At 55.5% G+C, this 13933-nt stretch carries 15 protein-coding genes; all 15 read right to left on the reverse strand.

Annotation, left to right across the window (positions count from 1 at the left end; genetic code table 11):
- Positions 1–51 precede the first annotated feature (51 nt).
- The 15 genes from HYN24_RS15650 to rpmH all read right to left on the reverse strand — a co-directional run bounded on the left by HYN24_RS15650 (position 52) and on the right by rpmH (position 13698).
- On the reverse strand, positions 52–369 hold the full coding sequence (locus HYN24_RS15650; protein WP_117610125.1) for a thioredoxin family protein: 318 nt from the start codon (positions 367–369) through the stop codon (positions 52–54).
- Positions 370–379: 10 nt separating this feature from the next.
- On the reverse strand, positions 380–1579 hold the full coding sequence (locus tag HYN24_RS15655; RefSeq protein ID WP_117610126.1) for a cation:proton antiporter: 1200 nt from the start codon (positions 1577–1579) through the stop codon (positions 380–382).
- Positions 1576–2331, reverse strand: coding sequence for a glycosyltransferase family 2 protein (locus HYN24_RS15660; RefSeq protein ID WP_117610127.1), 756 nt, complete (start codon positions 2329–2331; stop codon positions 1576–1578). The genes HYN24_RS15655 and HYN24_RS15660 overlap by 4 nt, the downstream gene beginning before the upstream one ends.
- Before the next feature lie 12 nt (positions 2332–2343).
- Positions 2344–3126 carry a 1-acyl-sn-glycerol-3-phosphate acyltransferase gene (locus HYN24_RS15665; protein ID WP_117610128.1) on the reverse strand — a complete coding sequence of 261 codons (783 nt, stop codon included), beginning with the start codon at positions 3124–3126 and terminating at the stop codon, positions 2344–2346.
- Entirely contained in the window at positions 3119–3967 is an 849-nt protein-coding gene (locus HYN24_RS15670; RefSeq protein ID WP_117610129.1) for a MipA/OmpV family protein, read from the reverse strand. The genes HYN24_RS15665 and HYN24_RS15670 overlap by 8 nt, the downstream gene beginning before the upstream one ends.
- A complete protein-coding gene (locus HYN24_RS15675) occupies positions 3967–4971 on the reverse strand; it encodes a hypothetical protein (RefSeq protein WP_117610130.1) in 1005 nt (334 codons plus the stop codon). The genes HYN24_RS15670 and HYN24_RS15675 overlap by 1 nt, the downstream gene beginning before the upstream one ends.
- Positions 4971–6305, reverse strand: a complete 1335-nt coding sequence (locus HYN24_RS15680; RefSeq protein ID WP_117610131.1) for an NAD(P)/FAD-dependent oxidoreductase — start codon at positions 6303–6305, stop codon at positions 4971–4973. Before HYN24_RS15680 ends, HYN24_RS15675 begins: the two co-directional genes overlap by 1 nt.
- A gap of 124 nt (positions 6306–6429) precedes the next feature.
- On the reverse strand, positions 6430–8079 hold the full coding sequence (locus tag HYN24_RS15685; protein WP_117610132.1) for a B12-binding domain-containing radical SAM protein: 1650 nt from the start codon (positions 8077–8079) through the stop codon (positions 6430–6432).
- Positions 8080–8150: 71 nt separating this feature from the next.
- Positions 8151–8927, reverse strand: coding sequence for a TSUP family transporter (locus HYN24_RS15690; protein ID WP_256372099.1), 777 nt, complete (start codon positions 8925–8927; stop codon positions 8151–8153).
- 370 nt (positions 8928–9297) lie between these two features.
- Complete coding sequence (locus HYN24_RS15695) at positions 9298–9708, reverse strand: hypothetical protein (protein WP_117610133.1); 411 nt, start codon at positions 9706–9708, stop codon at positions 9298–9300.
- 237 nt (positions 9709–9945) lie between these two features.
- Positions 9946–11292, reverse strand: coding sequence for a tRNA uridine-5-carboxymethylaminomethyl(34) synthesis GTPase MnmE (gene mnmE / locus HYN24_RS15700; RefSeq protein WP_117610134.1), 1347 nt, complete (start codon positions 11290–11292; stop codon positions 9946–9948).
- Between the two features lie 3 nt (positions 11293–11295).
- Positions 11296–12942: a membrane protein insertase YidC gene (gene yidC / locus HYN24_RS15705; protein ID WP_117610135.1), complete on the reverse strand. Its 1647-nt coding sequence runs from the start codon at positions 12940–12942 to the stop codon at positions 11296–11298.
- A 26-nt stretch (positions 12943–12968) separates the two neighbouring features.
- Positions 12969–13178 carry a membrane protein insertion efficiency factor YidD gene (gene yidD, locus HYN24_RS15710; RefSeq protein WP_205421409.1) on the reverse strand — a complete coding sequence of 70 codons (210 nt, stop codon included), beginning with the start codon at positions 13176–13178 and terminating at the stop codon, positions 12969–12971.
- Positions 13178–13546 (reverse strand): ribonuclease P protein component, encoded by a 369-nt coding sequence (rnpA, locus tag HYN24_RS15715; RefSeq protein WP_117610137.1) that lies wholly within the window; start codon positions 13544–13546, stop codon positions 13178–13180. The genes yidD and rnpA overlap by 1 nt, the downstream gene beginning before the upstream one ends.
- 17 nt (positions 13547–13563) lie before the next feature.
- Positions 13564–13698, reverse strand: coding sequence for a 50S ribosomal protein L34 (rpmH, locus tag HYN24_RS15720; RefSeq protein ID WP_011289924.1), 135 nt, complete (start codon positions 13696–13698; stop codon positions 13564–13566).
- Between the last annotated feature and the right edge of the window lie 235 nt (positions 13699–13933).

Genomic DNA, 13933 nt, shown 5'->3' on the forward strand with positions numbered 1-13933 from the left:
AGCTGACTAATAGCAAACCCCGCAGGCCGCTGTCGGCCAGCCTTAAAACTTTCAGCTAAGTAACAGTTCGTTGATTTCCCGGACATTGGCCGGGCGCACGACGCGGCCAATTTCCTGACCATCGCGTAGCAGAATCAACGTCGGCCACAGCTTGACCCGAAAACTCCGCCCGAGCCTGCGGCCAGGGCCATCCTCGACCTTGAGATGGGGCAACGTGGAGAACTCGCCCAGCGCCGCCTCGATGAACGGCTGCGCCCCTTGGCAATGAGGACACCAGTCGACACCAAACTCGATCAGCACCATACCGGGCATGACATCAATTTCAGCCCGATCTGGTGCTACTTCCGAATAACTGGCTAGGTAAGCCATACACCTCTCCTTAAGCCGAGCGCCCGATTAATGACTTGAGTCGCGCCAGTTTCGGGGCCACCAGAGGGACCGTCAGCATGGTGCTGAGCACAGCCATCAGAAGCAGGGCGGTGAAGGTTTCGCTGGTGATGATCTGCTTGTCGAGCAGAATATTGGCAAAAATAATCATGATCAACGCCTTGGTCTGGAGCAGCCAGCCGATGATGCTGGCTTCACCCGGCGCCCAGTTGAGAATTCTCCCGGCGATCCGCACGCCGATCAGTTTGCCGCTGACTGAGGCGGACAGCAGCAGGGCAGCGGCGATGAAGACAGCGAATCCACCGACATTCCAGTTGGTACGAAGGCCAGTGGACAGGAAAAAGACCGGCATTACGACGAGCAGTACGTGATGCCGCAGTTGATCCATTTTTTCCTGATCGAACCAGGCGGCTTCCATGCTCGCACCAGCCAGGAAGGCGCCGACCATGAAGTGCAGCCCGGCCCAGTCGGCACCAAAGGAAACGGTGGCCAGCCAGATCAGCGCGACATACCAGCGATCACGCTCGGGTATTCGTGCCATCAGCCGATGGAACAACCAGGCAGAAACCGTAAAGATCAGAAGAAACGCACCCTGGCGACCAATGCGCTGCCAATCCATCAGGATCAGTGCCAGCACCCCCCAGATCGCGATGTCGTCGAGACTGGCGTAGCGGAGAATGCGCTGGCCGATTGGCTGGCGGAGAACATCGAGCTTTTCCATCAGCAGGATCAAGATGGGCAGGGCAGTCACGGCACAGGCCATGCCGACACCAACGACGAACTGCCAGGTCAGTGCCTTGGCCCCCATCCAGCCATCAACCGTGAGCATCAGGGCGGCAGCGGTGCAGCCAAAAAGCAGGGGTACACCCAAGGCCAGACCGGCCGTAATCCCGCTTTCACGCCGGTGCACCCAGGCCTTCTTGAGATCAAGTTCAACGCCGGCAATCATCACGAAAAGCATCACCGCCCACCAGGCAATGCCGTTCAAGGACTGGATCACGGTGGGATTGAAAACGAACTGGTAATACTCCGGGAAGACCCGGCCGAGAATACCCGGACCGAGCAGAATGCCGGTGATGATCTGGACCACGACCAGAGGCGCGAAATAATCGGTCTTCCCCAAGCGCCAGATAAGGTAGGGCACGGAAAAAATGATCGCCATGGCGATCAGGAAAATCTCCGTCGTATTCATGACAACCGGCGCAGAACCAGTAGCGGAAGGCGCAGCACGAAACCGATGAAGAGACGGGTGTGCATCCACGTCAGCAGCGTGTTGTCGCGCAGGTATTTAAAGTGCGAGACACCCCCTTCGTCAGCCCGGAAATAGCGTACCGGCGCGTCGATGTTGATCGGCCGGACACCCGCCCAACACAAGCGGACGACGGCTTCGGGGTCGAAATCGAAGCGACGCATGAAACGATTGGCCCGCATGATTTTGATCAGCGGCTGAATGGGATAGACCCGAAAGCCATACAACGAATCACCAATCCCCATCCACAGCGTTTCGAGATTGGCCCAGCCGTTCGATACTTTTCGGCCATTGACGCGCAATGCCGGCGCATCGGCGTCGAATACCGGTTTGCCCAGCACCATGTGTGCAGGCTCGGCCTGCGAGGCGGCCATGAATGCAGGAATCAGTTCGGCCGGATGCTGGCCGTCCGAATCCATGGTCAGGGCATGCGTAAAACCCTCAGCTGCGGCGAGGCTGATGCCCTCGAGTACCGCCGAACCCTTGCCGCGATTTTCGGGCAGAACAATGATGCGCAGCCCGGCCTCGGTCGTGGCCATGGCCTGCAAGGCTTCGACGCTGCCATCCGTGCTGCCGTCAACGACGACCCAGACCGGCGACCACTGAGCCAGGGCACTACGCACCGTGACGGCCACCTTGGCTCCGGGGTTATAGCTGGGAATGAGGACGAGATGGGTTTTTGAAACAGCAGGCATGTGGTGTTTTTTTCAGGCGGCGGGGGCCATCTTGGGTGTCGGATTCTCGCCCAACTCACTACGAAAATAGCCTTCCAGCTCGCTAGTGAAGGATTTGAGGTTGGTCGGTGGCGGAAAGCGGCGACCGAGACGGACACGGCAGGTCAGCGGCAGCTGGGGACGCCGGAAGAGCGGCCAGGCCTTGCCGAGATAGGGGGTCGAAAACTCGATCAGTATTGTCTGCACGGCCACCTTGCTCCGATTGGAAATCAGACCAACGCTGGAAGAACAGGGACCGATCGGAAAGTCGAGCGTGCGCGAACCCTCCGGGAAAATCACCAGATGCGCCCCCTGAGCCAGCTCCTGGCGCGAGCCGATAATCATGTCGAGCGCGGCATCGTTTCGAATGTAGCGGGCCAGGCGGGCGGCAGCGCCGAACAGGATATTGTCCATCAACGATGCCTTCATGATGCAGACGGCGTTGGGAAGCCGGGAAATGATCATGACGACATCGAGCAGCGAGGGGTGATTGGCCGCCACGATCAGTGGCCCCTCATCGCGCAACCGGTCAATCTCCTTCAGGTCGAAACGGCAGGCACAAAACAGCGTGAGAATCTGCAGATAGATCCGGAAGGCAGATGAAATCATCCAGCGGCCGAATGGCTGGCTGATCCGCTGTGGCAACACCAACTGGAAGAGCAGGGCACAGGGAAGCCAGATCAGGCAAAGCACGGCCAGCGAGCCCAGGCCAAGGCCCATGGCGATATATTCGTAGGCTATCCAAAGCGGATTGCCGACGCCTCGCCGATCAGTCATTGACCTTGACGCGGGTCGATGACTCGCCGAAAACCCAGGTAATGGCAATGCCGCCGGCAAGATAATCCTTCTTGCGAATCAATGGACTGTCGGCGAAGGTGGCGCCGCTCAGGTTGTCGTAGCGAACAAAGCCACCCACCCAGTAGGTCGGAAAGCGCTTGGATAAGGAGGCAAGCAACTGCGTTCCGGCGTAACCGGCCCCGGCTTCATAGGCGGCTCGGTCGGCCGTCGCGTATTGCGGTGCCACGGTGTAATAGTAGGCGTTCTGACGCTTGTCGCCGAACACCGGCCCGGCCAGCATGCCGAGATTCCAGCCAGCCATGCCGGGAAGGTCGGTAATGTCGACATTCAGTTTAGGGTGGAAAACCCAGCCGATTGACTGTGGCGACCCCTCGACCGTTAGCGCAGCCCGCAGCGGCAGCAGTATTTTGACGAAACGGGCGCGATTGTCGGAACGCCATACGGTTAAATCAACTTGTGGTCCAACCTCAAACGTCGCCTTGAGATCGGACATGCCGGCCCGCGCCTTGATGTTATCGCTGCTGACCGGTGGCGAAAGAGCGAGGCTGACCGTCAGGTCGATACGGTCAGAATCGAAAAAACTGCCGCGGATACCCTGACGATCGGCCTTCAGAAAATCACCGTGATAGGTGAAATGGGGAACCGGCATCAAAAAATTGTGGCTCTGGTCAGACCCGCGATAGGAAGGAAAACTGAAGGCTGCGACACCAGCCCCGATTTCCCAAAGCGGCTGGTCTTCTGCCGCCTGCACGCCGGTGGTCATGACCGCTGCACAAGCAGCAAGCAGAAAACCGTTCCGATAGAGCTTGGTCATGGCCATTAACTTTTCTCCAGCGTGTGCGAGGCAAACGCCTCGATTTCAAGCAACAGGTCGCTACGACAAATATCGGCCTGGACGAAAACCGCATCTGCATCACCAATCAGGGGCATCAGCACTTCCCTGAGCAAGGGGAAATCGGCAGCGTGGCGCACGTAAACCCGATAAGAAAGTTCGCTCAGGATATACGGGCTGCTACGGCACAGCCGGTTGGCCTCATCAACAACCGCCGCGATGTTGGCCATCGATTCACGACATTGCCCCGAGACATCCCCCGGCGAAACCGTCTGGTGGCCAACAATACTGGCCGTGCCCGAAATGAACAGCAGTTCCTGAGCCGGGAGATAGGCCAGGGCACCGCGCGAAAAAGTCGGACTGCGCGGACCATAGTCAGCCGGATAGTTGTAGGCACTAACCTGACGCGGATTTTCGAGGGGAACCGCCGGCGCCCGGCCAGCCATGAAGGCAATACTCAGCGGACTGCCAGCCAGGCCGATGGCACAGGCCGCGGGGACATTGCCCGTCGCGCCACGGTGACATTCAAGGAAGGCATCCTGTCGACCAATGTTGAACTGGCGATAACGCTCCAGCCCATTTGTTTCCAAATTGATTTCAGCCAGATAATTCCAAACCCGCCACAGATGGGGCAGTTGTTCCGCATCGAGCAAGCGGAAAATCCGGCGATAGGCTTCCTCGCTGGCCGCCTGCAGGGAAGAGCAATTGGCGGAACTGGTGAAATCCGTTTCATGGAGTTCAATCACGCCGAAGAGCAGCCCCTCCGAGCGCCGCCAGGCGATCCCCTCGCTATGTCCGGAGGTCAGCGGCTGATCGACTGACCAGACTTCATGAATGGTTGCTGTGCAGGCCCCGAGTAACGGAGCCTTAACGGATTGTTCCGGCCAGGCCGGGCGAATGCCACCAGTCGGCTCACCAACCATGGCGCCGCCGAGCTCCCTGCCGGTTTCACGTGAAACCACAGATGGCGAAGATACAAACTCGAGATTCACTATGCGTTGTACACGACTGCGTCGTCGACCTTACGGATATTGAAACGGCGACGCTTCCAGCCCATGAAAGCCCGCTTCGGCTGCATGATGTTGGCGATGTAATAGAGCATCTTGAAAGCCCAGATCGAACGCCAGATTGGCGTTTTGCCAAAAATGTCGCCGGCCAGCATGGAAAGCACGGCTTCCTTGGCCCGAAAAACGTTCCTTGGCCCCATGAAAAATTCACGCATGATCGGATTGGTCACGCGATAGATGAACCACGAGAATTCTTTCGGCCCGTGTTTCATCATCGCATCGAATCGCTTCAGGGCGGCCGGCGCCTTGGCCGGCGTCTTGAGACAGGTATCAATGGCTTCGGCTGCGATAACCCCGCTGTTCATGGCGAGCAGCACGCCCGAAGAGAAAACCGGATCGATGAAAGCGTAGGCATCGCCGAGCATCACATAGTTGTTGCCGTGATTGCGTTCGGAAACGTAGGAAAAATTGCCTGTCGCCTCGACTTCATTGACCAGCTTAGCGTTCTGGAGGCGCATGGTGAGCTTTGGACATTGGGCAAAACCATCCATCAGGAATTGCTCAAGGGAGCGTTCACCCTTGGTCTTTATGTAGTACGGCCAGGTCACCATACCAATACTGGTGACATCGTTCTGCATGGGGATGAACCAGAACCAGCCGTGCTCGAACCAGAAAATGGTGATGTTGCCCTCGGCCCGTCCTTCGTGCCGCTGTGCACCAGTGAAGTGACCATAGATCGCCGAACTGTTGTGTTTCGGATTGCGGTGCTTGATCTGGAAACGATTGGCCAGGAAGGTATCGCGGCCGGAAGCATCAACGACAAAACGGGCCTGCCATTCGGTTTCGCGACCATCATCATGCACGGCGCGGATCGCCGCCGTATTGTCCGGCAGGAAATCGACGGCCTTGGCTTTGCAGCCTTCGTGCACCTCAACCCCTTTTTTCTCGGCGTTGCGGATGAGGATCGTATCGAACTGATCCCGCTTGACCTGATAGGCATGGGGCATCGACTTGTCCCAGGCTTCGGCAAAATTGAAAACCGAGGACATGTCATGGTTGGGAGAAACAAATTCGGCACCGGGTTTGAGCATGCCGATTGCCATTACGTCCTCGGCAATACCCATCCGTTCAAAAAGTGGAAGATTGGCCGGCAGCAGCGATTCGCCAATGTGAAACCGGGGATGGTGGGCTTTTTCCAGGATAACCACCCGGTAGCCTTTTTCTGCCAGCATCGGTGCCACGGTCGACCCCGCCGGGCCGCCACCGATGACCAGCACATCACATTGCCGACGCTCCACTTTCTGCACTTGTTCCATCATTGAAACCTATAGTCCGTTCTCTGTGGTGGCGATCAATTATTTGATTGTTAAGCCATTTTCCGATCTGCCCGGATATATTCCCGGCCCAGACTGTTGCACCGATGCCCATGACGAAAATGGGGAATTATACCGCTGCCGGCGAGGCCGACGGCGGGCAGCACGATATACCTTCCTCGGCGAGCGGTATGATTGCCTTCATTGCGTCACGCCGTGAAATTCTGACTGGTGACATTGCGACGATATTGTCGACCTGCAAATCAGGGCTCAGGAAAGGCTTCAAACCAACCGGCTGCCGTGGATGAAGTTTGAATTCCCGTTTGGCCTTCTCGAGCTGTTCCTTGTTCGAACTGAAATAGCGTGCCGCTGCAATAGTCTCCGGCAGGTGCTTGATAACGTGCCACAGACTCCAGCGATGGGCCCACAGTCGCTTAGCGAAGCGCCGACGATACCCCTTGCTATCGTAGAAGCGTTTGACGTGCCAGTTGTACAGGGCGTCCATTTCCTCCCGCGAAGAAAAGCCGTGTGGGAGGAATACAAAATTCAGGCAGTTCATCAGCCGCCAGTCTTCAATCATCTCGCCAGAAACCTTGCTGTTGGCGCATTCATCCCAGATTGGCGCACCATGCAGGGGGCTGAACTTGGTCATGTTCATTTCGTCGAGGCCAAGAGACAGGATGAAATCGCTCGTCACCTTCACGGTCTCCGGTGTTTCACCGGGCATGCCAAAAATGAACAATCCCTTGGCCCGCAAGCCGGCAGCGTGGATCTGACGTACCGTATCGCGCACGGCATCGAGCGTTACACCCGCCTTGTGACGTTCCATCATTTGCGGGTCGGCTGATTCAATTCCCATCGATACCATCAACACACCGGCCTGTTTGAGCTTGGCGAGCATTTCATCCGAGGTATGGCCGGTGCGGATGGCACAATTCCATTGGATACCCAGCGGCTTTTCAATAAGCAGCTCACAAAGGTCGAAAACCCGCTGCTTCTTGGCTGTGAACAGATCGTCGTACATGTTGATGTGATAGACGCCAAACCTGTCCCGCAGGTACTTCATGTGATCGTAGGTATATTGCGCCGAGTTGGTTTTGTAGAGGCGCTCGAAGACCGTTCGGTCACAAAATGAACAGGTGTAGGGACAGCCCCGCGAGGTAATCATGGTCGCGCCATGGCGTTTTTCATAGGCGAACAGCGGCAGATGATAGGCATGCGGGAAACCGGCCAGCTTTTCGTAAGCCGGAAACGGCAGTTCATCAAGATCAATGATCCGGTCACGCCGTGGATTTATACGGATCTTTCCGGCTTCGTCACGGTAGATGAGATTGCCAACATTCTTGAGCGGCTTGCCATCCGCCAGATCAAGGAAGGCTCCCTCGCCTTCACCGATAACCAGGTAATCGATTTCAGGAAAATGTTCGAGGATGGGGGCACCCAGCGACGATACGTGGACATTGCCAAAGACAATTTTTATTTCGGGACGTCGGGCTCTTATATAGGCGGCGATTTCAAAGGCATCCATGAAACCGGATGTGGTCGCCGAAAAGCCGACCATTTCCGGATCCGTGGCCAGCACAATTTCGGCATTTTCAGCGATGGTGGCCGGCGCATAGGGGCCAAGGCAATCATGCAGTTGGACACTGTGCCCGAATTTTTCCAGCCAACTGGCCAGTTGCATGATGCCGATAGGCGGCATGCGGTTGGCCAGGACCGAAAAATCCGGTTGGCCGGGAACGAAATTAAAGCCAGCCGGGTGAACAAGAGTAATACGCATGCAGGATTCCTCAATCGAAGTCTCGGAATTTTATAAGAAAACGCCAACTCACTCCGGTTCCCTGCAAGGTATTACCAGTAGCTCAGTGTATCCCAGGCAAATTTGGCAATCAGCACGCTAACCATGACGAGAAACAACCGCCGGACAAACTGGCTTCCATGTTTCAAGGCTAGTCGGGTACCAAGCATTGAACCCGTTACATTGGCGACAGCCATTGCTATGGCCAATAGCGGCAAAACATTCCCATGTGGCAAAAAATAGCTGAGCGCAGCGAGATTGGTCGCCACATTGACCATTTTTGCACCGGCTGATGCATGCAGAAAATCGAAGCCGAAAAATCGGACAAAGAGAAAAATCAGGAAACTGCCAGTGCCCGGCCCAAAGAAGCCATCATAAAACCCTATCACCCCACCCAAAAGAACGGCATATGCCAATTCCCTATTGCCGGCATGGACTGGTTGATGATGTAGACCAAAGTTCTGGCCCTTCAGTGTGTAAGCCGCTACCACGGTCAGAAGCAGTAAAACCAAGGGCCTGATGACTTCTTTCGGTAACCAGGCAACGACAGCTGCACCTAGATAGGAAAAAGCAAAAGCACTCAAGGCCGCCGGCAAAATTGTTCTCCACGGCATGGTGATCTGTCGCGCATAGCGCCAACTTGCATTGGCTGTGCCAAAAATGCTGGCAAATTTGTTAGTGCCAAACAGCGTTGCAGCTGATTCAAGCGGACGTACAGCAAACAGAGCGGGAATTTGAATCAGTCCACCACCACCGACAACGGCATCGACTGTACCTGCCATCAAAGCAGCAAACAACAAAACGACTATTTCCGGTGTGAAGAAATCCACGGAGTGCTTCCAGAAGTCAGGAACAAAGGGTTCACAGGGTTTTTGATAATAACTATATGTAAACCTATTACTGATAATACCTTAGCAACAACTCTGTGGATAACGTAAAAATTTTTAATTTATTCATTAACTTAATTGCTAAATTTGGTGCTTGGTAACCTGCTGGTTTGCCTGTGGATGAATTCCGGATAGTTTTTGGCTTTTTGAAAATATCCTAGTTGCCAACATTCCTTGGACAGCTTGTGCACAGCCTTATCTACAGCGTATTTTCAGAAAATTCTTGGTTTGAAGCCGAAAAAAAACCCGGCTAATTGCCGGGTTTTTGAATATTTTATGCCTAAAAAATAATCAGTAAGTTATCCGCCTTGGATCAACGACTATCTTCAGCAAGCTGCGTAATTTGATTGCCCGTAAAGAAGGACTGTTCATTTTGTTCACCATCTTCGCGGTAGGCGACAACCATGCTACCTGCGCCGTCAAACGGTGCCGACACAGGTGCCAGCTTTCGCTCCGGCAGGAAGCTCTTGAGAAAATCCTCAGAGAGGAACTCGGCTGTATTCCGGGTGCCCAGGACATATTCAGAGCGACGGGCTGTAATCACGACGAACTTGTTATTGTCGATTTCGTAAGCCGTCAGATAGGATGTCCGGATGATCGATGATTGCGGGAAGCGGGGATTTGAACTGGCGACCCGACCTTCAATGCATGCAACGTATTGACCATCCTCGGACGCTTTCGCGTGGATGATTTTCCAGTGGTTAAGTACATTGCGAGTTGTCATTTTAGTCTCATATCAAGGCATGCCATTTCCTCTAATCGGACACTCAGCAATCGAGTTCTGGCATGCAGTTATTATCTGGTCGGAAAAATATCCTTTGAGGAAAATCTTCCCACATAATGAAATATTTGTCTAGTCCACTGTTTTACCGTAACAAATTTTTATTTCACCACCATTTCACGGTGGGAAAAACGTGGAAAGGCGCGCAGCACAAGGATTTTGACTATGCCTAAAGGCCTATTATTTTCCGATACAGAAGCGGCTGAAAATTACGCCCAGAAGATCGTCAGGGGTAAATTCGCCAGTAATCAGACCGAGTGAGCTCTGCGTCAGACGAAGTTCCTCGGCAAAAAGCTCAAGGGCGGGATAGGCCCCTTCAACAAGCTTTCTTGCTGTCAACAGGTGTTCCTGCGCGGCGGACAATGCCCGCAAGTGACGTTCGCGGGCAATGAAAACATCTTCAGCCTGATGCCAGCCGGCAATCCGCAACAGTTCCTGACGTAACAGGTCGATTCCCTCGCCTGAACGGGCGGACAATGAGATAGCTGTGCTCTCAGCTTCGTCATGCCGTTCTGGTGCGACGCCTGAAAGGTCGATCTTGTTATAGATGGTCACCCGCTTGAGGGATTCCGGCAGGCGGGCAAGAATGTCTCGATCAGCCGCGCTGATGCCAGTTCGTGCATCGACTAGTAGAAGGACAGCGTCGGCACGCTCTATTTCTTTCCAACTGCGTTCAATGCCAATTCTTTCGACTTCGTCGCTGGTTTCTCGCAAGCCGGCAGTATCGATAATGTGTAAAGGTATTCCCTCAATCTGGATGGTCGAGCGCAGGGCATCGCGGGTAGTGCCGGCAATCGGCGTCACGATGGCCAGATCATCCCCAGCTAGCCGGTTGAGCAATGATGATTTTCCGACATTGGGTTGGCCAGCAAGGACAACGTGCAAACCCGACTGGAGAAGTTTTCCCTGACTGGCCCGATCGAAGATTTCGGCCAGCTTCCGCTGCAAATTTTCGAGGCGACCAAAGGCATTGGCGGCCTTCAGGAAGTCAATATCCTCTTCCGGAAAGTCCAGCGTGGCTTCAACCAGCATGCGCAGGTTGATCAGTTCATCATTCAACTCGCCGATAGCCTTGGAAAACTCCCCCTGCAGCGAGCGTACGGCCGAACGTGCGGCACTGGTGGTCGCCGCGTCGATCAGATCGGCGACGGCTTCGGCTTGGGCCAGATCCAACTTGCCATTGAGAAAGGCACGTCGGCTGAATTCGCCTGGTTCAGCCAGTCTTGCCCCAAGATCAAGGCAACGGGCGAGCAGCATCTGCATGACTACAGGACCACCGTGGCCTTGCAGCTCAAGCACGTCTTCGCCAGTAAAGGAGTGGGGATTCGGGAAATACAGAAGTATCCCGTTGTCGAGGGCGATGCCCTCGGCCGTCTTGAAATCAGCCAGCGTCGCGTAACGCGGCTTCGGTGTTTTACCGGTCAGTGCCAAAGCAAAGGGCAGCAAATTGCTGCCCGAAATGCGGATGACGCCGACACCACCCCGGCCGGGGGCCGTGGCGATGGCGGCAATGGTATCCGAGGTCACACCTTAGGCTTTGGCGTCGTTGGCAGCCTTGCCGCCAGCGTCGATGAGCCGCGTGATCTGCCATTGCTGGGCAATGGAGAGCACGTTATTGACCACCCAGTAGAGAACCAGACCGGCCGGGAACCAGAAGAACATGAAACCGAAGATCAGCGGCATGGCCATCATTACCTTGGCCTGGATCGGGTCCGGCGGGGTCGGGTTGAGTTTGGTCTGGACAAACATCGACACCATCATGATGACTGGCAGGATGTAGTACGGGTCAGCCGATGCGAGGTCGTTGATCCACAGGATCCACGGCGCATCGCGCATTTCAACGGCACCGAGCAGCACCCAGTAGAGCGAGATGAAGACCGGAATCTGGACCAGAATGGGGAGGCAGCCACCGAGCGGATTGACCTTCTCGGTCTGGTACATCTTCATCATTTCCTGGTTCAGGCGCTGCTTGTCATCACCAAAACGTTCCTTGAGCTGGGTCAGACGCGGCGTCAGCACCTTCATTTTAGCCATCGACCGGTAAGAAGCGGCGGAGAGCGGGAAGAAGATGGCCTTGATGATGATGGTGAGGACGACAATCGCCCAACCCCAGTTGCCGACCAGCTTGTGGATCGCTTCGAGAGCCCAGAAAATCGGGGCGGCAACTACGGTCAGCCAGCCATAATCGACGACCAGATCAAGTCCGGTAGCCGCCTGTTTAAGGGCTGACTGTTCCTGCGGACCGGCGTACAGACTGACCGAGGTTTGACCCTTGGCACCAGGTGCAATTTCATCAACCGGCACAATCACCCCGGTCTGGAAGACGTTGCCGCCTTCAACCTTGCGCATGTAGTACTCGCGTTGGGTCTTATCCTTCGGTACCCAGGCGGCCACGAAGTAGTGCTGGACCATGGCCAGCCAGCCATTGTCGGCCGTCTTGGCAAACTTGGCCTTGTTGTCGGCGATCGCGCTGAAATCAATCTTCTGATACTTTTCTGCATCGGTATAGACGGCCGGGCCAGTAAAGGTCGACACCATCTTGGTTTCACCGGCTGGTGCTACGTCGTCACGCTGCAATTGGAAGTAGGCGTGCGGCGCAATCGGCTTGTCAGTGCCGTTGGCGATTTCCCAGGCAACATCGATCTGATAGGAGCCGCGCTTGAACGTCAGGATCTTGGCGACCTTGAGCCCATTCTGATCAACTGACTCCAGGCGTACTTTCAGTTCGTCCTTACCGTCGGCCAGGGTCGTCGAGCCACCGACATGCTTGAAGGTCGAACGATGCGTCGGCAAACCTTCGCCGATCAGTCCGGCCTGGGCCAGGTAATGGTGGGCGGGATCGAACAGGACAAAGGTCTTGTCCTTGTTGTCATGTTCCTTGTATTTCAGCAACTCGAGGCCGACCACATCGCCGCCTTGGGCAGAAATGCTTGCTTTCAGCAGATCGGTGGTGACGGTGAACGTTTCAGCCGTCGAAACGGGCGCCGAAACGACCGGAGCGCCAGGCGCTGCCTTGCCCTGCAGGGCGGCCGACGGCACCGGCGCGGCACTGCCTGCCGGAACGGTTGCAGCGGCATCAATGGCCGGCTTAGGCTGGTTGTACTTCTGCCAGTTTTCCCACAGCATGAAGCTGGAGAACGTGAAGATCAAAACCAGTATCAGGCGACGAGTATCCATGAACAGCCTACAAAAGAATTCTTGAATCAGGGTACGGGATCATACCCACCAGGATGCCATGGGTGGCAACGGCCGACTCGTTTCAAGCCCAGCCAGCCACCCCGGAAGGCGCCATATTTCTGTACTGCTTCCACCATATAGGCCGAGCAACTCGGCATATGGCGGCAGCGTTTCCCGAGATATGGGCTGATCGCATATTGATAGATGCGAACCAGACCAATCAGCAGGTGCTTCATCATACTTCCCGCTTCGGCCGTGGCCGTTGCAGTTTGTCCAGCAGGGCAAGGAAATCCTCGGCGACCAACTTGCCGTCGAGCGGAGCCGGTTTGACGGCAAGCCTGACGACCAGATCGAGTGCTGGTAAACCGGCCTGTCGCAGTCGAAATTGCTCGCGCACGACGCGCTTGACCTTGTTGCGGTCAACCGCCCGTTTGAGCAGCTTCTTGGCGACGACCAGACCCAGTCGCGCTTCGGTCTTTCCTTCGGGGCGCGGCTGATAATGCAGCATCAGCACTTTGCCTCGAATTGCCCTCCTGAAACCAAAAACGGATGAGAACTCATCCGTTTTTGTCAGGCGATAGCTTCGGGCGAAGGTTTGTTCCACCTCGCCGAACGTCCGGCTTATACAGCCAGACGCGTACGACCCTTGGCGCGGCGAGCAGCAATAACTGCACGGCCACCCTTGGTGCGCATACGGACCAGGAAGCCATGGGTGCGCTTGCGGCGCACGACCGACGGTTGATACGTGCGTTTCATGTTGTAATCCCTTGATGTGCGAAGAAAAACGCGTGATTACACCCTGTTTGATGGTGTTCTGTCAAGATCAATTATTTTCCAAAGCTGTGGATAACTTCCCGGATGGGGGGTAGAATCCTGTCTTTGCTGGCCGCCGCCCGGTCGCCAGACCAATCAAAAAATGTTTTTCAAATCAAGAATCTAATAACCGCCATCGACCGCAAAGTCGACTGTGTGGGGAGGAGTTTTTTCGTCA

It is taken from the genome of Dechloromonas sp. HYN0024 (assembly GCF_003441615.1).
Lineage (GTDB): Bacteria > Pseudomonadota > Gammaproteobacteria > Burkholderiales > Rhodocyclaceae > Azonexus.

Bases quoted from the DNA above. Each gene is read 5' to 3' on its own strand.
- HYN24_RS15650 (WP_117610125.1), bottom strand. From the start codon at position 369: ATGGCTTACCTAGCCAGTTATTCGGAAGTAGCACCAGATCGGGCTGAA.
- HYN24_RS15655 (WP_117610126.1), bottom strand. From the start codon at position 1,579: ATGAATACGACGGAGATTTTCCTGATCGCCATGGCGATCATTTTTTCC.
- HYN24_RS15660 (WP_117610127.1), bottom strand. From the start codon at position 2,331: ATGCCTGCTGTTTCAAAAACCCATCTCGTCCTCATTCCCAGCTATAAC.
- HYN24_RS15665 (WP_117610128.1), bottom strand. From the start codon at position 3,126: ATGACTGATCGGCGAGGCGTCGGCAATCCGCTTTGGATAGCCTACGAA.
- HYN24_RS15670 (WP_117610129.1), bottom strand. From the start codon at position 3,967: ATGGCCATGACCAAGCTCTATCGGAACGGTTTTCTGCTTGCTGCTTGT.
- HYN24_RS15680 (WP_117610131.1), bottom strand. From the start codon at position 6,305: ATGATGGAACAAGTGCAGAAAGTGGAGCGTCGGCAATGTGATGTGCTG.
- HYN24_RS15685 (WP_117610132.1), bottom strand. From the start codon at position 8,079: ATGCGTATTACTCTTGTTCACCCGGCTGGCTTTAATTTCGTTCCCGGC.
- HYN24_RS15695 (WP_117610133.1), bottom strand. From the start codon at position 9,708: ATGACAACTCGCAATGTACTTAACCACTGGAAAATCATCCACGCGAAA.
- yidC (WP_117610135.1), bottom strand. From the start codon at position 12,942: ATGGATACTCGTCGCCTGATACTGGTTTTGATCTTCACGTTCTCCAGC.
- yidD (WP_205421409.1), bottom strand. From the start codon at position 13,178: ATGAAGCACCTGCTGATTGGTCTGGTTCGCATCTATCAATATGCGATC.
- rpmH (WP_011289924.1), bottom strand. From the start codon at position 13,698: ATGAAACGCACGTATCAACCGTCGGTCGTGCGCCGCAAGCGCACCCAT.